Below are 17,767 nucleotides of genomic sequence, written 5' to 3'. Positions count from 1 at the left end.
AAACCAGAAGTAATAGTAGGCTTGAATTGTTGAGTTCAAATCTTGCATTGCTTTAAATCTTTCTTGTTTTAATTGATGAGTTAATTCTAATTTAACAACTCAGATAAGTCAAGGAAAAATAAATATTTTTTAATAAACTACCCTTTCTTCCTATTAAAAAAAAGTTAATGTATTTTCACCACCAAAAGATTCAAGATTTGAATTTCCCTTTGCATTTCACTTTATCGAGTGATAAGATTTAACCATAATCAACTATACCAAAGGAGATATATATGTCAGATCGTAAATTAACGACTCGTAGTGGTCAGCCATTTGCCAACAATGAACACAGCCTCACTGCTGGTGAACGCGGACCCGTCCTACTACAAGATTACCAATTGATTGAAAAATTAGCCCACTTTGATCGTGAACGTATTCCTGAGCGTGTTGTTCACGCCAAGGGTTCCGGTGCCATGGGACACTTCACCCTTACCAAGGATATGTCAGCCTACACCAAGGCCGACTTCTTGAACGGTGAAGGTAAAGTGACCGACACTTTCGCTCGTTTCTCATCAGTTGCTGGTGAAAAGGGTTACCCTGACACGGCTCGTGATGTTCACGGCTTTGCCCTTCGCTTCTATACCAATGATGGAAATTATGACATTGTTGGAAACAACACCCCTGTCTTTTTCATCAATGATCCATTGAAGTTCCCTGATTTCATCCACTCTCAGAAGCGTGAACCACAAACTGGCTTGCGTTCCGATGATATGCAATGGGACTTCTGGGCCAATTCACCAGAATCACTTCACCAAGTAACCATCCTCTTCTCTGATCGTGGTTTCCCTTATGGTTATCCATACATGGAAGGTTATGGTTCACACACTTACAAGTGGGTCAACGCCAAGGGCGAACAGTTCTGGGTAAAGTACCACTTCAAGACGAACCATGGCGTTAAGAACTTGAGCCCTGAAGATGCTACGGCTATGATGGCCAAGGATCCCGACTGGCACCGTCACCAAATGTTCGATGCCATCGAAGAAGGCGACTTCCCTTCATGGACCATGTACGTTCAAATCATCCCTTACGAAGAAGGCTTGAACTACAAGTACGACATCTTCGATGTTACCAAGGTTGTTTCACAAAAGGATTACCCATTGATTGAAGTCGGACAATTCGTCTTGGATCACAACCCTGGCAACTTCTTCCGTGATGTTGAACAGGCCGCTATGTCCCCTGCTAACTTAGTACCTGGTATCGAAGCTTCTCCTGATAAGTTGTTGCAAGGTCGTCTCTTCTCATACAACGATACGCAACGTTACCGTTTGGGTGCTAACTACCAAGACATTCCTGTTAACCGTCCAAAGAAGGGTGTCAACGTTGACACTTACGAACGCGATGGTTACATGACGACCAATGACAACGGTGGTGACTCAGTCGTTTACGAGCCAAACACTCAAGGTGGACCTGTTGAAGATCACCGCGGCGACATCGCTGGTGACGAAGTTTCAGGTAAGACTGGTGCCTACCCTGCTTACGACCAAGACTACACTTCACAACCTGGTGCTCTCTACCGCATCATGAGTGAAGAACAAAAGGAAATCTTGACGCAAGGTATCGCCGATTCACTTGGACACGTTAAGTCTGAAGAAAACCAAAAGAAGGAAATTGCTTTGATGAAGCAAGCTGATCCTGATTATGGAAAGCGTGTTGAAGATAAAATTGCTGCTATCAAGGCTGCTGAAAAGAAGTAATCTTCACACAAAAAGAGCTGAACCAAATGGTTCAGCTCTTTTATTTTGCTTTTAAAAGAATTTCATATCGTATGACCCAGTGAAAGTATCACCAGCCGCCAAAACATTCACGCCGAACTTTTCTTTAAAGTTACCAGTGGCATCAACTGTATCAGCGATTCCCCACCAAGGCTCGATGGCGATGAAGGGTGCTTCCTTACCAGCTGGCGTCCAAATTCCGAGGAATTGAGCATTGTCAACGGTCATCTTCATCCCGTGTTGGTTAGCCAAACGGGCAAGCAAGAAGGAAGTCTTTTGACGGTCCAACTTCAAGATGATGGCATCATCATGGTAGTCCTCCTGGCGCATCCGCAGTGGGATGTTAGCGTTGAAGGGCGTCGGTACATTGGGGTTCGAATATGGTCCGACCAAACGGACACGGTCATAAACGATTTCGGGTTCAATTGACAAGTAATAGTCCGAGAACTTACCCCCATCAAGCGGCAAGTTAAAGGCTGGGTGCCCACCGACTGAGAAGAATAGACTCTCCTTTTCGTCCGGATTATGGACGATGTATTCAACCTTCAAGTCATCGCCCTGCGTCAAAGTGAAGTGGACGTCAAAGGAGAACTTGAAAGGATAAATACGATGCGTGGCTTCACTGTCAGTCAAACGCATCAAAACATCATGGTCACTTTGCTCAATCACGTCAAAGCGCATGTTACGGGCAAAGCCGTGTTGGTTCATATAGTAAGTTTCGCCATCAACGGTGAACTGATCACCGCGCAGACGGCCTACAATTGGGAAAAGATTCGGTGCATGGCGGCCCCAATACTTAGGATCCCCAACCCAAATATATTCTAGCTGGGCTTCCTTATTCCAGACGGAAGTGAGCTCGGCACCCTCTTCATTAATTTGAACTTTTAACTTGTCATTTTCTAAAACAATCATGCTTTTATTCTACTATCCTTTAGGGTCTAAGACAATCAAATCCCGCTACGAAACTAGGATAAATTATCTTTTTCACTTTTGGCTCTGGGAAAGAAATCCTGATAATTCTTCTGCAAGGTCGCCCGGGAAACGTGGGTGTAGATCTGGGTCGTTGACAAATTCGCATGGCCCAATAATTCTTGAACTGTTCGCATGTCAGCACCGCGGTTTAATAGTTGCGTTGCAAAGGTATGGCGAAGCATGTGGGGATGGATTTTGCCCGTTAAAGAAGTTCGTTTCATCAACTGGTTGAGGATGTAACTAATTCCGGCCGAAGTTAAGGGCTTACCCCGGTTATTTAAGAAAACGCGCTGCTCATCTGGATCGGCGGCCGTTAAGAGCTTGGGGCGCAAGTTTTGAATATAATCCTGCAAAGCTCGCTGGGCGTAGTGGCCAAAAGGCACGAAACGATCCTTATTCCCCTTTCCATGAATCAAGACCAAACGTTGACTAAAGTCTAATTGACTCAGCTCAAGCTCAACAATTTCAGTCACACGAGCACCAGTTGCATAAAGAAATTCCAGTAAGGCCGCATCGCGCTGCCAAAGTGGATGCTTGTCTTGTTGATAAGCCGACTGAAAGAGTTGGTCCATCTCTTCTTCATAAAAGAATTCCGGTAAGTGATTCTGGTGCTTGCGCAGCGCAATTTGTGAAAAGGGATTATCTTGGACGTACTTTTGGTTGAGCAAGAATTGGTAAAACATGCGGAGACTAGAAACCTTGCGGCTAATCGTTGTTCGAGCCAGCTCTTCTTCATATAGTTGGCCTAAATAAACCCGAACATCCAAAGCTTGCACCGCCGGATAACCCTTAAAGCCCCCATTTTCCTCTAAGAAATGGCGGAACTCTTCGATGTCGGCTAAGTAGGCCTGAATCGTTAAAGGCGAATACTGCCGCTCAGAATGCAGGTAGTCGTGATATAGTTTTTCGTACTGAATTGCCATAAGACCATTATAAATCTTCGGCAAAAATAAAAAGTATTAAGAAGCATTAAAGTCGCTTACGATTTCCCAAAGTAGCACCATATCGCGATGTGAAAAGCTTATATTGTATTCAGACAGAAAAGTAGGATTGGAGTGTATTACAGATGAATTTACCAGTATCTTCTACATCAGATTACTTGCACCACTATTTCATGGAAACGCAACTTCGTTTCGCTGGTTTCTTGAGCCTTTACCGCGATAACATTTTGAACAACCGCGATGCTCGTGTTGCTGCCGCTAAGGGCGAAAAGTTCGTCCCTAAGCACCACAGCTTCATCGACATGAAGTCAAAGCGTGTTTACGCAAGTAACGATCGTTACGATTTCCAAAGTACAAATCGTTAATAAAAAAGACGAGGATTAAATCCTCGTCTTTTTTAATTTAATTCTTAAAGGAATGAATTGGAGCTGGAATGTGGCCACCACGGTTGATGAAGTCTGCAGAAGACTTATCAACGACTGGCATAACTGGCGCAGTTCCCAACAAACCACCATAATCAACCATGTCCCCCACCTTGGCGCCTTCAGTAGGCAAAAGGCGGACGGCCGTGGTTTTATTATTTTGAATTCCAATCGCTGCTTCGTCAGCAATGATTCCTGAAATCGTCGTGGCTTCAACGTCTCCCGGAATGGCAATCATGTCCAAACCAACAGAACAAACCGCCGTCATGGCTTCCAACTTGGCCAAGGACAGCGTACCGGCCTTAGCAGCGTCAATCATACCGGCATCTTCAGAAACAGGAATAAAGGCCCCAGAGAGTCCACCGACTTGCTGAGAAGCCATCACGCCACCCTTTTTAACGGCATCGTTCAAGAGCATCAAAGCAGCCGTGGTACCATGGGTACCAACTTGTTCCAAACCGATTTCTTCCAAGATTTCAGCAACCAAATCACCACGGGCAGGCGTAGGAGCCAAGGACAAGTCAACAATCCCGAAGGGTACGTTCAAACGTTCGGCGGCCAAAGAACCAACCAATTGACCCACGCGAGTAATCTTGAAGGCCGTCTTCTTAATCAATTCACAGACCTCCGTGATGGACTGGCCCTTGATCTTAGAAAGTGCGCGCTTAACCACTCCAGGTCCTGAAACCCCGACATTAATGACTACGTCAGGTTCGGAAACACCGTGGAAAGCTCCCGCCATGAAGGGGTTATCTTCAACTGCGTTGGCAAAGATAACCATCTTGGCGTTGGCAGTATCCGACTTGGCTTCAATGGCTTTAACCGTTTCCCCCATCAGCTTAACAGCATCCAGGTTAATTCCCGCCTTGGAAGAACCGATGTTAACCGATGACATCACCAAGTTGGTTTCTGTCAAGGCAGCTGGCAAGGACTTAATCAAGGCCAAGTCGCCGTGTGAGAAGCCCTTTTGAACCAAGGCGGAATAACCACCGATGAAGTCAACCCCGACTTCTGCAGCAGCATCGTCCAAGGCATGGGCCAAAACCAAGATTTCCTTTTCATCGGCTGATCCGGCAATCAGGGAAATTGGCGTGACCGAAATCCGCTTGTTGGTGATTGGAATCCCGTATTCCCGTTCAATTTGCTGAGCAACGGCCACCAAATCCTTGGCATAGTGCGTAATTTTCTTATAAACGTTTTTGGCAGTTTCCTCAACATTGGCACCAACCGTGTCCAACAAAGAAATTCCCATCGTAACCGTTCGAATATCAAGGTGGTCATCAGCGACCATCTGAATCGTTTCTTGAATTTGCTTAGTTTCCATGAAAACTCCCTACTTAAACGCGTGACATGGCGTCAAAGATTTCTTCGCGTTGAATGTGAATCGTTACACCCAACTTTTCACCACAGGCAGCCAAGGCATCGTGTACCTTGTTAAAGTCGTTAGCATCTGGCAAAGCGACCAACATGGACATGGTAAAAGTCTTTTCCATAATGGTCTGAGCCATATCCAAGATGTTGACTTTTTGGTCAGCTAAGGTGTTGGCAACGCCTGCTACAATTCCAGTTTGGTCTTGACCGACAACGGTCACAACTGCTTTAATCATTATTCTTCCTTTCCCTTTTAGAAGGTATCGCCTGTGTAAGGCATGTTTGGCATCTTATCAAAATCATAGTTGGCCACATCAGCTATGTCCGTCAAATAAGCTTTCAGAGACATTGCTAACATCAAGTTAACGGAACCGGCGGTTTCCTTAATCATGATGACCGGTACGCCCTTTGCGGAAGCGTAGCCCGTTTCCCAAGCCGTTCCGGCATCAACAAACTGGTCATGGTCGTCAATCAAAGCAACCATAACGTCAGCGCCGTCTATGGCGTCGACGTCACTCTTAAAGGCAGCTTCCCGCCATTCCGGACTAAAGAGTTCGAACTGGTCGTGTTGGTGCTTACGGGGTGAAAAAACATCGCCGATTTGGGGATGTGCTGCCAGGACTTTTTCCAAACGATCAACGCGTTCCAGCTGCTCATCATTGAAAAAAGGACCTGCTAAGTAAACTTTCTTTGCCATGTTCGACCTCCTCAGGCTCGGTAAATGCGTTGGCCATCACGCCAACCAGTAAAGACGGCATCTTGACTATCCTTGGGATAATCCGATTCCACGTTTTGGCTTGAATCATAGAGCTGCTTTTGAAAATCAGCTTCGTACTCCGCCACCGACAAGCGCTGACGCGCGTCCAGGGCTTCTTCGACCTTTTGCTGAGCAATGATTTGCTTGAAGTCCTTTTGCAGCTTCAAGGTAAAGAGCTCGGCTTCGGCACCCGATCCATAGGAGAAGAGTGCCAAACGGTCGCCGGCTTGCAGCGCTGCGTCCTGCTGCAAAAGCGAGAGCAGGCTTAAGTAGAGCGAACCAGTGTAGAGATTTCCGACTCGACGGGCATAGGCTTGACTCGCCTTTAACGCTTCAAGCAAGCGCTCGGCCTGTTGTTCATCCGCTTGGTCAATAATTTCATCCAAAGCCTTCTTACCCATTTTGGTGTAGGGCAAGTGGAAGGCAAAGGCCGCGAAATTACCAATCTCAGCCTGCGTCTGCTTTTGGTAACGTTGCCAAAGATCAGCAAACATTTCCTTGTAAATTTCGGTGGAAAGATGGCCATCAACTAAGGCTGCCATTCGGTCAACCGGTCGCCAGAAATCAGCAACGTCACGACTAGCAAAAACCGATTCATCTTCAATGACCGCTAGCTTAGGTTGAGCCGAAACGAGCATAGCAATTCCACCACCACCCTGGGTGACTTCGCCCGGTGTATCAAGGCCATATCGGGCCACATCCGCAGCCAGCACTAAGACCTTTTGGTCCGGATGGAGCTTGACGTAATCGCGAGCCATCATTAAAGCAAAGGTTCCGCCGTAGCAAGCTTCCTTAACCTCCATAGCTCGGATATAGGGCGACAGATTTAAGAGCTTAGCGGCAAAGATAGCCGCTGATTTGGAATTATCAACGCCGGATTCCGTACCAAAGTAGAGCTGCCCGATGCTTTGACGATTGTCATCGGTCAAAATCTGATTAGCGGCGTTAACCCCCATCGTGACGGCATCTTCATAGTTAGGAATTACGGCCTGCTGGTCTTGTCCGATGCCAATCGTGAATTTGTTCGGGTCAACGTCACGGGCCTGCGCCAATTCGACCAAGTCCAAGTAATACTTGGGCGTATAGAAAGCAATTTTATCAATACCGACTTCCATCAGGATACCTCGCTTTACTTGTACAACTCTTCGACCTTTTCTTGAATACTTGGGCTGGAGATAAATTCATCATAGGTCGTGTCAACACGGTCAACACAGCCCTTAGCTGAAACTTCGACGATATGGTTAGCCGTCGTTTCCAAGAATTCGTGATCGTGAGAAGTCAAAATCACGGAACCCTTGAAGGCCGTAACAGCTTCGTTAAGTGATTGAATGGATTCCAAATCCAAGTGGTTGGTTGGGTCATCCATCAAAAGCACGTTGGCCTTTAGGAGCATCATCTTTGCCAAGACGATACGCACCTTTTCGCCTCCGGAAAGAACCTTAATTTGCTTGAGAGCATCATCGCCCTTGAAGAGCATTTGACCAAGCATGCCACGCAAAGTCGTGTTATCCTTCTGATCTTCTTCGGCAAAGTCACGTAACCAGTCCAAAACCACGGCGTTTTCGTCATCAAAGTTATCGTTCAAATCCTTGGCGATGTAAGAACGAGAAGTCGTGACACCCCAGGTAATGGAGCCTTCATCGGGTTCCATTTGACCAGCAATAATCTTCATCAAGGTCGTTGCGGCCAAATCAGAACGGGAAAGAATGGCAATCTTGTCGCCCGGACGGCCGATAAAGGAAATGTTGTCCAAAACCTTTTCACCATCGATGCTCTTTGAAATACCTTCCACGCGAATCAAGTCGTTTCCTAATTCACGGTTCATGGGGAAGGAAATGTAAGGATACTTACGTGAAGATGGTTTGATGTCATCCAAAGTAATCTTATCCAACTGCTTTTTACGGGCCGTGGCCTGCTTAGACTTAGAAGCGTTGGCTGAGAAACGAGCCACGAATTCCTGCAGCTGCTTGATTTGTTCTTCCTTCTTAGCATTTTGCTGAGAAGCCAAACGCTGGGCCAATTCGGCAGATTCACGCCAGAAGTCGTAGTTTCCAACGAAGGGCGTAATCTTACCGTAATCGACATCCAAGATATTGGTCGAAACCACGTTCAAGAAGTGACGGTCGTGGGAAACCACGATAACCAAGTTCGGAAAGTCGGCCAAGAAATCTTCCAACCATGAAATCGTCGCCACGTCCAAACCGTTGGTGGGCTCATCGAGAATCAAGATATCAGGATTACCAAACAAGGCCTGGGCCAAGAGGACCTTAACCTTATCGTTTTCGGTCAAGTCCCCCATCATTTGCTGCTGCATTTGGTCGTCAATCCCTAGCTTCGTCAACATCTGGGCTGCTTCCGCTTCAGCATTCCAACCATCGAGTTCTTCGAATTCAGCAGACAAATCAGCAACACGAACCCCATCTTCGTCGCCAAAATCAGGCTTGGCATAGATGGCATCCATTTCTTTTTTAACCTCGTAGAGGCGCTTGTGCCCTTGAATAACGGTATCCATCACCGTAAAGTCATCAAAGGCAAAGTGATCCTGTTGCAATGAAGACATTCGTTCGCCTTCGCCAATGTGAATGCTACCTTCAGTTGGTTCCAATTGCCCTTGTAGCAACTTCAAAAAGGTTGACTTACCGGCCCCGTTGGCACCGATAATTCCGTAAGTATGACCAGGCGTCAACTTCAAGTTCACGTCTTGGTACAACTTATGGCCGGAAAAAGAAAAACTCATGTCTGAAACAGTAATCATTGGTTATCCTCCACTAATTTCGGGTAAATCATCTTTTAATATTCTAACAGAAAAAGCGCCTTAATTGGCGCTTTTAAGCTTAGTCTCCCAAATCATGGAAGCCGTTTTCGATTGGAATCAGATTTTCATCCGGGTCATCTCGAGTATCACCCAAGAAAGTGAAAAGAGACAAAATCAGATAAAAAATACTGAAATAATAGCCAAAGTTCGTTGATACCAGGTCACAAAGCCAAGTCGTCAAAAGCGCAAAAAGCAGTGGTTGGGCCAGCAACCACCAAGGTGCTAGACCACGACGGCGAATTTGGTAACCAAAGTACAGCGCGTAAAGGCCGTTAATAATAAAGCAAATCCAAACCAGGATAAAAAGATAGCGCCAGTGGAACCACTGGGCAAATTGAGGTAATAGATACGCCAGGAAAATAATCCACAAGCCCTGTTGGACGTCAAAGCGCTTCAAAAACTTTTTTACAGTAGACATCATTGGTAACCTTCTTTAAAAGCCATTAACTTTTATATTATAAGGACTTAGCCTAGTTCCGACAAGGTCGAAATTGCACTAAGGGCATAAAGTGGTGCTGTTTCGGCACGTAGGATTCGTGGTCCTAAGCCTAATGGCAAAAATCCCACTGACTGCAAGCGGTCAATTTCTTCTGTCGTCAACCCACCTTCGGGACCAAACCACAAAACAATGGTTTGACCAGGCTGGGTTGCGGCAATCGTCTTAACCAGCGTGCTTTGCTCGCCCTCTTTAGCGGACTCTTCCCAGGCCACCAAACGAATGGCGTCATCCGGCCCGATACATTCTTTAAAATCATCCGCCCAACGCACTTTTGGTACTTTCAAACGATGCGATTGCTCGGCGGCTGCTTGGGCAATTTTTTGGAAACGAGTCAATTTCTTTTCCTGCTGTTTGCGCCAGTCGACAACCGTCCTTGCCATTTTCGTGAAAACAATTTCGTCGACACCCAGTTCGGTCGCCTTTTGGACGAGCCAGTCATTGCGGTCGTTTTTAATGGGCGAAACCACGATTCGAACTGAAAAAGGCAGCTCAACGTCCGCTTTTCGTTCTTCCAAAACCTTTAAGGCAATCGCATCGGGCGTCACCGCCGTTACTTCAGCCAAATACAGCCGCTGGTCTGCATCGACGAATTCAGCCTTAGAACCCTCGCGAGCCCGCAGGACCTTTCCGAAATGTTGGAAAGTATCACTGCCAGCTGGCAATTCAAATTGATGGTCAATTTTTTGATTAAGAAAATATCGTTGCATTAATCCTGACTCTTTTCAGCAATGTAGGCGTGCCACTCCCCCATCTGCGCACTTTGCAAAATGGTAAAGCCAGCCGCCGTTAGCGCCTGTCGAATTTCTTCAGCAACATTGTCATAAATCCCGGAAACCAGGAATTTACCACCGACTTTTAGCTGCTGATAGGCTTGTGGCACCAAGGGTGTGATGACATCGGCTAAAATATTAGCCAAAATCAAATCAACTGGCGGCCAGTCCACGTCTTTCAGCAAATCGGATGCCACAACTTCAATGTCCTCACCACCGGGATTAAGGGCCAAGTTCTTTTGGGCCACCTCGACGGCCTCTTGGTCAATGTCCGTCGCCAAGATTTTTTCAGCACCGAGTAGCTTAGCAGCAAAGGCCAAAACACCCGAACCCGTGCCGACATCAATGACACTTTCGCCGCCGCGGACAACTGTTTCAATGGCTTGTAACATCAAGCGCGTGGTCGGATGAGTGCCCGTTCCAAAGGCTAACTCCGGATCCATGACAATCAGCTTTTCGCTGGCTTGCTCTTTTTGGTAGTCTTCCCAAGCTGGTACGACTGTGAATTGCTGGGTAATCCGCTCAGCGTGGTAGTACTGCTTCCAGTTGGAATCCCAATCGCTTTGGTCTAAGTCCGCTTCTTGCACCGTCAAGGGCCCGAGGTCATTAGCTCGACTACTTAGGTCTTCCAAGGCTGCTCTCAAGGCAGCTTTTTTATCCTCGTAATCATCATCTTTATCCAGATAAACTTTAACCCAGGACTGCCCGTTTTCGGCCGGAAGAATTTCACTTCCCGATAAGCCGGCTTCGACTATAGTCGTATTAACCAAATCAACAGCGGAATCATTGACCAAATAGGCTAGCGAACGCCAAGTCATTGGCCGACCTCGCTGTTAAAGTTCAAAACAATCTTACCGTAGGTGTGGCCCTGTCCTAACATTTGAGCGGCAGCCTGAACAGATTCTGGCTCAAAGCCATCAAAGACTTCCGTCGTTGTGGAATGCAAAACACCCTGCTCAAGCATGGCAGAAATTCCCGTCAAAATCTGACCCTGTTCTTCCATGTGCATGTCGAAATTACCACGCGCTAGCATGAAGACCCAAGTAAACTGAGCGCCCATGTTTTTCAACTCACCAATCGGCAAGTTTTCATCAGTGCCCACAATGGCGCCGATGCGGCCAAAGGGCTTCAAAACTTGTACCATAAAGTCCCAATATGCGGCCGTGTCTTGCAAGTTAGCAATGAAGTCAACCTGGCTGTGCCCGATAGCTTCAAGCTGGCCGGTCAAGGACTTGTGGTAGTCGAGGACAAAATCGGCTCCCATCTTTTTGCTCCAGGCCTTTGAATCAGCGTTCCCAGCCGTTGTAATCACGGTCAAGCCAAGGTATTTGGCCAATTGAGTCAAAACTGAACCAACGCCACCGGCCCCGTTAATAATCAACAAAGTCTTTCCCGAAGCGGCATTTGCCGTCACGTCCAAATTAAAGGCTTGATGCAAGATGTCGTAGGCCGTCACAGAGGTAAGCGGCATAGCAACGGCATCCGTGTTGGACAAATTAGCAGGCGCTTGCGCCGCGAAATCAGCCTTGACCACTTCAAATTCAGCATCGGCACCCGGCTTACGCTGCTGTCCGACATAGAAAACCCGTTCTCCAATTTCAAAGTTGTTGACGTCCTTACCGCGAGCCACAACTTCCCCCAAGCCGTCCAAACCAAAAGTACGGAAAGGTCCATCCAATGGATAGGCCGCCATCATTTTGACGTCAACGGGGTTCACAGAACTTGCCAAAACTCGGACCAGGATTTCATCATCAGCTGGCTTAGGCTTGGCAACCTTTTTGGCCACAATCGTTTCCAGATCGCCAGTTTGCTGAGGGTGCAAACCCAAGGCGGTCATTTTCGGTCCGAATGGCAAAGTAAGTTGTTCTTTTAAACGGTTAAAAAATGACATGATATCTCCTATTTTTCTTAGTTACCGCGGGCAAACTTTTCGTCGTCCTCGGTCTTCAATACAGCCATGAAGGCTTCTTGTGGCACGGAAACCGTTCCGACATCCTTCATACGGGCCTTTCCACGCTTCTGCTTGTCGAGCAACTTGGCACGACGGTCAGGATCACCCGTGTGAATCTTTGCCGTCACATCCTTACGGTAGGCCTTGATGTTGGTGCGGGCCAAAATCTTGTTTCCAATCGCAGCTTGCACTGGAATTTCAAAGTTTTGACGAGGAATGATTTCCTTCAACTTGGCGGTAATAATGCGGCCACGTTCAACGGCAAAATCACGGTGAACGATGAAGGACAAGGCATCGACCTTATCCCCGTTCAAGAGGATATCAATCTTAACCAAGTCGGAAGGTCGGTAGCCGTCAATTTCGTAATCAAGCGAAGCATAGCCACGCGTCGATGATTTCAAACGGTCGAAGAAGTTAAAGATGATTTCTGAAAGTGGCATGTAGTACTTAACGTTTACTCGGTTTTCATCCAAGTATTCCAAGGTGTCAAATTCACCACGCTTGCGCTGCGCCAATTCCATCACGGCCCCAACATAGTCATTGGGCACCATGATTTGAGCGTGCACGTAAGGTTCTTCAATCTGGTTGATTTCTTGTGCTTCCGGTAATTCAGATGGGTTTTCGATCATCAAGACTTCGCCATCGTGGGTCGTAACTCGGTAGGTAACCGAAGGCGCCGTCGTCACCAAGTCAAGGTCGAATTCTCGCTCCAAACGTTCCTGGATGACGTCCATGTGAAGCAGTCCCAAGAAACCAACACGGAAACCAAAGCCCAAGGCTTGTGAAGTTTCCGGCTCAAAGGTCAAAGCAGCATCGTTAAGTTGCAACTTTTCCAAGGCATCGCGCAAATCACCGTACTTGGCGTTATCGGACGGATAAAGTCCGGAATAAACCATCGGTGTCATCTTCTTATAACCAGGCAAAGGCTTATCTGCCGGATTATTGACCAGGGTAATGGTATCACCCGACTGGGTCTTGGAAATGTCCTTGATTGAAGCAGTCAAGTAACCAACATCCCCAGCCATCAAATAATCGCGCTTCTGCGCCGTAGGTGACATCACCCCGACTTCCGAAACTTCGTATTCGGCCCCGGTGTTCATAATCCGAATCTTATCGCCAGGCTTAACAATTCCCTCGCGGACACGAATGTTGACCACAACGCCACGATAAGAGTCGTACTGGGAATCAAAAATCAAGGCCTGCAAAGGCGCTTCCAAGTCACCCGAGGGTGCTGGAAAGTCCGAAACAATCCGTTCCAAAAGCTCAGGAATTCCAATCCCCTTCTTTGCTGAAACCAAGACGGCGTCGGAAGCATCCAAGCCAATCACATCTTCAATTTCCTTTTTGACCTTGTCCGGATCAGCGGCCGGCAAATCAATTTTGTTGATAACGGGCAAAATTTCCAAGTCGTTATCTAAAGCCAAGTAAACATTGGCCAAGGTTTGCGCCTCGACACCCTGTGCCGCATCAACAACCAAAATAGCCCCTTCAGCAGCTGCCAAAGAACGTGACACTTCATAAGAGAAATCGACGTGCCCCGGGGTATCAATCAAGTGGAAAATGTAAGTTTGGCCATCCTTGGCATCGTAGTGCACTTCGACGGCGTTCAACTTGATGGTAATGCCACGTTCCCGTTCCAGATCCATGGTATCAAGCAACTGGGCCTGCATATCACGCTCGGCCACCGTGTGGGTTTGCTCCAAAATCCGGTCCGCAATCGTCGACTTTCCGTGATCAATGTGGGCCACAATCGAAAAGTTACGAATGCGCTTTTGCCGCTCTTTAAGTTCTTCTAAATTAATTTTTGGCATAGTGCCCCCGATTTTTATTCGTTTAAATTCTCTATCTATTTTACCTGATAAAGAGCTGCCAACCAAGTGATTTCGAGCTGAGTCGCCCCTTTTATTTTGACTTAATCTGCTTGAACTAAGCTTTCCTTAATCATGAATTTAATTTAAAAGGAGCCCCTATGAAACGAAGTACCGCTATCATTTCTGGCGTAGTGGGCCTGGCCCTTGTTGCCGGCGTCGGCACAACCGCCTATTACACCCATGCCCAGGAAAATTCGATTAACCATGCCAAGTATGCCAAGGATAAAGATGCAACCGATTACCGTAACGGTGTAAAAACTGGTAAGACCTATAACTTGGACTTTTCAAAGTTGAAGTACAAGACTAAAACACTGACGATTAACAATAAGAAGGTCAAGGTCCGCGAGTATACCAACGTGGTTTACACGGCCAAGCCAGTCGATACTAAGTACGAGAGTATGAATATCTACATCCCCGAAGCCTACTTCCAAAACAAGAAGATTAACGGCTATACCAAGGATACAGCACCTATCTTCATGCCAAACACAGTTGGAGGATACATGTCCGCCACTGCCGCAACAATCGACCACGGTAACACGCCAAGTCCGAATGCTGGTCAAAAGAAGTCACAAGCCCCTGCCGGTAACGGTGCTAACTTGAACCAAAACGGTGGCGCTTCATCAGGTAACGCTATGCAGGAAGCGCTTTCCAAGGGCTTTGTCGTTGTTTCTGCCGGTGCACGTGGACGTGATAGCAAGGTAAACGGCAAGTATTCAGGTGCCGCACCTGCTACCGTTGTCGATTTAAAGGCTGCCGTTCGTTACTTAAAGCTCAACGACAAGAAGATGGCTGGCGATGCCAACAAGATTATTGCTGACGGAACTTCTGCTGGTGGTGCCATGTCTGCCTTGCTTGCAAGTACTGGTAATAACAAGGATTACTATCCATACTTGAAGGCTATTGGGGCAGCCGATACCTCAGACAACATCTTCGCCACCTATAGCTTTGCCCCAATTACTAACCTGGACAACGCTGATTCAGCTTATGAATGGGAGTTCAACGGGGTCAACACCGTTACCTCATCTGGTATGCCAGGTGCAAGCACTTCCTCATCAACGACCGAATTAACGGACAAGCAAAAAAAGATGTCGACGCAACTTAAGTCAAGCTTCGTAACCTACATCAATAACCTTGGTTTGAAGGACGACAACGGCAAAAAGTTGACCTTGAAGAAGGATGGCACTGGTTCCTTCTCTGACTTCGTTAAACAAGAAGTCATCGACTCTGCCAATGCTGCCATCAAGTCTGGCACGAGCGTGACGACCGAGAAGTATCCATGGTTAACCATCAAAGATGGCAAGGCCACGGATGTCGATATGACCAAGTACTTTGCATCTATCGGACGAATGAAGACACCAACTGCCTTTGATAGCGTTGATCTATCCGCTGCGGAAAACCAGATTATGGGAACCAGTACAACAAGGGCTAAGCACTTCACCAGTTTTGGTATGAAGAACAATACTAAGTCCGGTGCAACCATGGCGGATTCATCAATTATCAAGATGATGAACCCAATGAACTACATTGGTAAGTCCGGTACTACCATGGCTAAGCACTACTATATCCGTTACGGTGGTAAGGATGCTAACACTTCTGTGGCTATCCCAACTATCCTGGCTCAAAAGCTCAAGAATGCTGGTGTCGACGTTGACTACAAGGTCAAGTGGGACACTGGTCACTCCGGCGATTACGACATGGACGACATGTTCAAGTGGGCCGAAAAGATTACAAAGTAAATTTGGAAAGACTATCTGCGGATGGTCTTTTTTTATGGAATGAAAAAAGGCGAGCTGAGCTCGCCTTTTATAATTGATTATGAATAATTATTCGTGAAGGAAATCATATCCATCAGCTTTTCTTCTAGAATCTTCTCACGCCTATTAATTGATTCAATATCGAATTTATCAGCATTTTTGTCAATCGATTCGTTCAAGAAAATGGGGAGATTAAACCCGACTTCTGATTGGTCATCTTTATAGTTAACCTTTTCCTCAAATGTTCTTTGACCCAAACCTGAATTATAAGGAGTTAGTGTAAGATTTCCAAGGCGATGAACATTCTTTTCCTGGAGGTCTTTAGCTTTCTCAGGATCGCCATCAGCAATATCATCTACCCACTTTTGTGGTAAGTTTCCTTGAGGCAAGATATGTTCAATAGTCCAACGAAGTTTATTTCCTTCAAAGTCGTCTAAGTTATCGGGATTGGCTCGATTGAAATAGGTATGATCATTTTGACGCTCTAGCATAATCAAAATAAAACGGGTTGTCTGTTTATTAACATCATAAACACCATCCTTAAGAGCTCGAATAAATTCGTCATCAGCGGGTGCAACTTTCCGAATTTTCTTTTCAAGAAAAGCCATGAGTTCATCGCCACGATATCCCTCTTCCTCAATCTCTTTACGCCAACCATTGAAGTAGCTTCGTAAATTAGATGATTTAGGTTTAAGAACAAAATTACGACGAATAAAAAGGTTAATAATCATTGCAATCATTTTCTGAACTTGTTCATCTGAGAGCTCATACTCATCCTTGTTAACCAGCATATTAAGTAAGAATGGATATGTTGTTGTCGCATTAAGCTTTGCTAAACCAGAAAGACTATAGGTGTAGTCGTAATCATCTGAATCAATTGTTCGATAAACTTTAGCACGTTGAATCAGGTCATCAATATACTTACTACCATGCTCATTGAACAGCTTTTGATAAGATTTAACAATCTTCCCTTTAGTCAAACTTGATGCACTTTTTTGTTCAAATGCATCATAGCTATTCAAAACAAAACGCGTCATTTTTTGCTTATCAGCATTGTCACCGTCTGTGAAAACTTCAGTTAGTTCCATCCATTTTTCCGGAGAAGAACCAGCGGTAGCTAAATACATATTTTTCAACAAATCCAAAGGTGTAAGTGGCAATCCTTTACTATTCAGGCTAGCAAATACTTGATAGGCATCATTCAAATCTGGAACTGATATTTTCAGTAAAGTCAGGGGCATAAACTTTTTATCATAAAAACTATGCAATGCTAGCCCGTTTAAATCACCCAACAAAGTTTCGCGTATATAGTTAAAACGCTTAAAGAAAGCAAATCGACCATAACTACTTGGTAATTCAGTTTTCCCATCCAAGATTTTTACAAGTTTTTCCCAAATTTCCTGATCTTTTTTTAGTAGTTTTAACCTTGGCTCGAAAGTATCTTCATCAACAAGAAGTCGACGTTTAATATCTCCTTTATCTTGGATTAATTTCTCCTTAACATCCTCGGAAATACCTTCCTGTTTGCTTTCCTCTTCCATTCTCGCAAACAAAGCTAGCAACATTAAGTTCAACGTTGTTAGCCGTTGTTGCCCATCAATAATATTTTCAAACCCATCTTCTTCGCTGATCAACAAATTACCAACGTAATAGCCATCATCTTCAGCTCGCATGTCACTATACAAAGCTTCAATTTGTTCTTCTTTCCATGCGTAATTACGTTGATAATCTGGTACAACGTATTTCGTAGGACCATCAATTGGAAATAGCTCACGAAAATTCCGAGGTTCTGAATCAATTTTCATTATTATGTACTCTCCCTTGTTTCCTTAATTCTATTAGATCATTAATAAACAAAGTAGTAAATACAAAATATTCAATTTTGTCTAATTA

The 17,767-nt window shown here is 45.7% G+C and carries 16 protein-coding genes; 3 read left to right on the top strand and 13 right to left on the bottom strand.

Annotated elements, in window-relative coordinates; genetic code table 11:
- Positions 1-272: 272 nt before the first annotated feature.
- Positions 273-1,733 carry a catalase gene (locus ABSY64_RS01890; RefSeq protein ID WP_349641369.1) on the top strand — a complete coding sequence of 487 codons (1,461 nt, stop codon included), beginning with the start codon at positions 273-275 and terminating at the stop codon, positions 1,731-1,733.
- 51 nt (positions 1,734-1,784) lie between these two features.
- Here the strand turns inward: ABSY64_RS01890 and ABSY64_RS01885 are convergent, their stop codons facing one another.
- Entirely contained in the window at positions 1,785-2,663 is an 879-nt protein-coding gene (locus ABSY64_RS01885) for an aldose 1-epimerase family protein (RefSeq protein ID WP_349641368.1), read from the bottom strand.
- A 53-nt stretch (positions 2,664-2,716) separates the two neighbouring features.
- A complete protein-coding gene (gene xerC, locus ABSY64_RS01880) occupies positions 2,717-3,646 on the bottom strand; it encodes a tyrosine recombinase XerC (protein WP_349641367.1) in 930 nt (309 codons plus the stop codon).
- A 143-nt stretch (positions 3,647-3,789) separates the two neighbouring features.
- Between xerC and ABSY64_RS01875 the strand changes: the two genes are divergently transcribed.
- Positions 3,790-4,029, top strand: coding sequence for a hypothetical protein (locus ABSY64_RS01875; protein ID WP_349641366.1), 240 nt, complete (start codon positions 3,790-3,792; stop codon positions 4,027-4,029).
- Positions 4,030-4,066: 37 nt separating this feature from the next.
- Here the strand turns inward: ABSY64_RS01875 and ABSY64_RS01870 are convergent, their stop codons facing one another.
- The 10 genes from ABSY64_RS01870 to lepA form a co-directional block, all read right to left on the bottom strand.
- On the bottom strand, positions 4,067-5,410 hold the full coding sequence (locus ABSY64_RS01870) for a PFL family protein (protein ID WP_349641365.1): 1,344 nt from the start codon (positions 5,408-5,410) through the stop codon (positions 4,067-4,069).
- A 13-nt stretch (positions 5,411-5,423) separates the two neighbouring features.
- A complete protein-coding gene (locus tag ABSY64_RS01865; RefSeq protein ID WP_349641364.1) occupies positions 5,424-5,693 on the bottom strand; it encodes an ACT domain-containing protein in 270 nt (89 codons plus the stop codon).
- 17 nt (positions 5,694-5,710) lie between these two features.
- The gene (locus ABSY64_RS01860) at positions 5,711-6,154 is read right to left on the bottom strand and encodes a nucleoside 2-deoxyribosyltransferase (protein ID WP_349641363.1); all 444 of its coding nucleotides are present in this window, start codon (positions 6,152-6,154) and stop codon (positions 5,711-5,713) included.
- Positions 6,155-6,165: 11 nt separating this feature from the next.
- The gene (locus ABSY64_RS01855) at positions 6,166-7,329 is read right to left on the bottom strand and encodes a hydroxymethylglutaryl-CoA synthase (RefSeq protein WP_349641362.1); all 1,164 of its coding nucleotides are present in this window, start codon (positions 7,327-7,329) and stop codon (positions 6,166-6,168) included.
- 14 nt (positions 7,330-7,343) lie between these two features.
- Positions 7,344-8,969, bottom strand: coding sequence for an ABC-F family ATP-binding cassette domain-containing protein (locus ABSY64_RS01850; protein WP_349641361.1), 1,626 nt, complete (start codon positions 8,967-8,969; stop codon positions 7,344-7,346).
- A gap of 79 nt (positions 8,970-9,048) precedes the next feature.
- The gene (locus ABSY64_RS01845; RefSeq protein ID WP_349641360.1) at positions 9,049-9,447 is read right to left on the bottom strand and encodes a hypothetical protein; all 399 of its coding nucleotides are present in this window, start codon (positions 9,445-9,447) and stop codon (positions 9,049-9,051) included.
- Between the two features lie 47 nt (positions 9,448-9,494).
- Positions 9,495-10,235 carry an RsmE family RNA methyltransferase gene (locus tag ABSY64_RS01840; RefSeq protein ID WP_349641359.1) on the bottom strand — a complete coding sequence of 247 codons (741 nt, stop codon included), beginning with the start codon at positions 10,233-10,235 and terminating at the stop codon, positions 9,495-9,497.
- Positions 10,235-11,116, bottom strand: coding sequence for a 50S ribosomal protein L11 methyltransferase (prmA, locus tag ABSY64_RS01835; RefSeq protein ID WP_349641358.1), 882 nt, complete (start codon positions 11,114-11,116; stop codon positions 10,235-10,237). Before prmA ends, ABSY64_RS01840 begins: the two co-directional genes overlap by 1 nt.
- Entirely contained in the window at positions 11,113-12,189 is a 1,077-nt protein-coding gene (locus tag ABSY64_RS01830; RefSeq protein ID WP_349641357.1) for a zinc-binding alcohol dehydrogenase family protein, read from the bottom strand. Before ABSY64_RS01830 ends, prmA begins: the two co-directional genes overlap by 4 nt.
- A 17-nt stretch (positions 12,190-12,206) precedes the next feature.
- On the bottom strand, positions 12,207-14,060 hold the full coding sequence (gene lepA, locus ABSY64_RS01825; RefSeq protein WP_349641356.1) for a translation elongation factor 4: 1,854 nt from the start codon (positions 14,058-14,060) through the stop codon (positions 12,207-12,209).
- Between the two features lie 158 nt (positions 14,061-14,218).
- Between lepA and ABSY64_RS01820 the strand changes: the two genes are divergently transcribed.
- Positions 14,219-15,856 carry a subtype B tannase gene (locus ABSY64_RS01820; protein ID WP_349641355.1) on the top strand — a complete coding sequence of 546 codons (1,638 nt, stop codon included), beginning with the start codon at positions 14,219-14,221 and terminating at the stop codon, positions 15,854-15,856.
- A 77-nt stretch (positions 15,857-15,933) separates the two neighbouring features.
- Here the strand turns inward: ABSY64_RS01820 and ABSY64_RS01815 are convergent, their stop codons facing one another.
- Positions 15,934-17,679, bottom strand: coding sequence for a DUF262 domain-containing protein (locus ABSY64_RS01815; RefSeq protein WP_349641354.1), 1,746 nt, complete (start codon positions 17,677-17,679; stop codon positions 15,934-15,936).
- Positions 17,680-17,767 lie beyond the last annotated feature (88 nt).

Source organism: Eupransor demetentiae, assembly GCF_963930865.1.
GTDB lineage: Bacteria > Bacillota > Bacilli > Lactobacillales > Lactobacillaceae > Eupransor > Eupransor demetentiae.
Note: the sequence above shows the minus strand (reverse complement) of the source record. Positions and strands in the feature narration are given on the sequence as shown.

Excerpts from the sequence above, each read along its gene's own strand:
- ABSY64_RS01890 (WP_349641369.1), top strand. The coding sequence starts at position 273 with ATGTCAGATCGTAAATTAACGACTCGTAGTGGTCAGCCATTTGCCAAC.
- ABSY64_RS01885 (WP_349641368.1), bottom strand. The coding sequence starts at position 2,663 with ATGATTGTTTTAGAAAATGACAAGTTAAAAGTTCAAATTAATGAAGAG.
- xerC (WP_349641367.1), bottom strand. The coding sequence starts at position 3,646 with ATGGCAATTCAGTACGAAAAACTATATCACGACTACCTGCATTCTGAG.
- ABSY64_RS01875 (WP_349641366.1), top strand. The coding sequence starts at position 3,790 with ATGAATTTACCAGTATCTTCTACATCAGATTACTTGCACCACTATTTC.
- ABSY64_RS01870 (WP_349641365.1), bottom strand. The coding sequence starts at position 5,410 with ATGGAAACTAAGCAAATTCAAGAAACGATTCAGATGGTCGCTGATGAC.
- ABSY64_RS01865 (WP_349641364.1), bottom strand. The coding sequence starts at position 5,693 with ATGATTAAAGCAGTTGTGACCGTTGTCGGTCAAGACCAAACTGGAATT.
- ABSY64_RS01860 (WP_349641363.1), bottom strand. The coding sequence starts at position 6,154 with ATGGCAAAGAAAGTTTACTTAGCAGGTCCTTTTTTCAATGATGAGCAG.
- ABSY64_RS01855 (WP_349641362.1), bottom strand. The coding sequence starts at position 7,329 with ATGGAAGTCGGTATTGATAAAATTGCTTTCTATACGCCCAAGTATTAC.
- ABSY64_RS01850 (WP_349641361.1), bottom strand. The coding sequence starts at position 8,969 with ATGATTACTGTTTCAGACATGAGTTTTTCTTTTTCCGGCCATAAGTTG.
- ABSY64_RS01845 (WP_349641360.1), bottom strand. The coding sequence starts at position 9,447 with ATGTCTACTGTAAAAAAGTTTTTGAAGCGCTTTGACGTCCAACAGGGC.
- ABSY64_RS01840 (WP_349641359.1), bottom strand. The coding sequence starts at position 10,235 with ATGCAACGATATTTTCTTAATCAAAAAATTGACCATCAATTTGAATTG.
- prmA (WP_349641358.1), bottom strand. The coding sequence starts at position 11,116 with ATGACTTGGCGTTCGCTAGCCTATTTGGTCAATGATTCCGCTGTTGAT.
- ABSY64_RS01830 (WP_349641357.1), bottom strand. The coding sequence starts at position 12,189 with ATGTCATTTTTTAACCGTTTAAAAGAACAACTTACTTTGCCATTCGGA.
- lepA (WP_349641356.1), bottom strand. The coding sequence starts at position 14,060 with ATGCCAAAAATTAATTTAGAAGAACTTAAAGAGCGGCAAAAGCGCATT.
- ABSY64_RS01820 (WP_349641355.1), top strand. The coding sequence starts at position 14,219 with ATGAAACGAAGTACCGCTATCATTTCTGGCGTAGTGGGCCTGGCCCTT.
- ABSY64_RS01815 (WP_349641354.1), bottom strand. The coding sequence starts at position 17,679 with ATGAAAATTGATTCAGAACCTCGGAATTTTCGTGAGCTATTTCCAATT.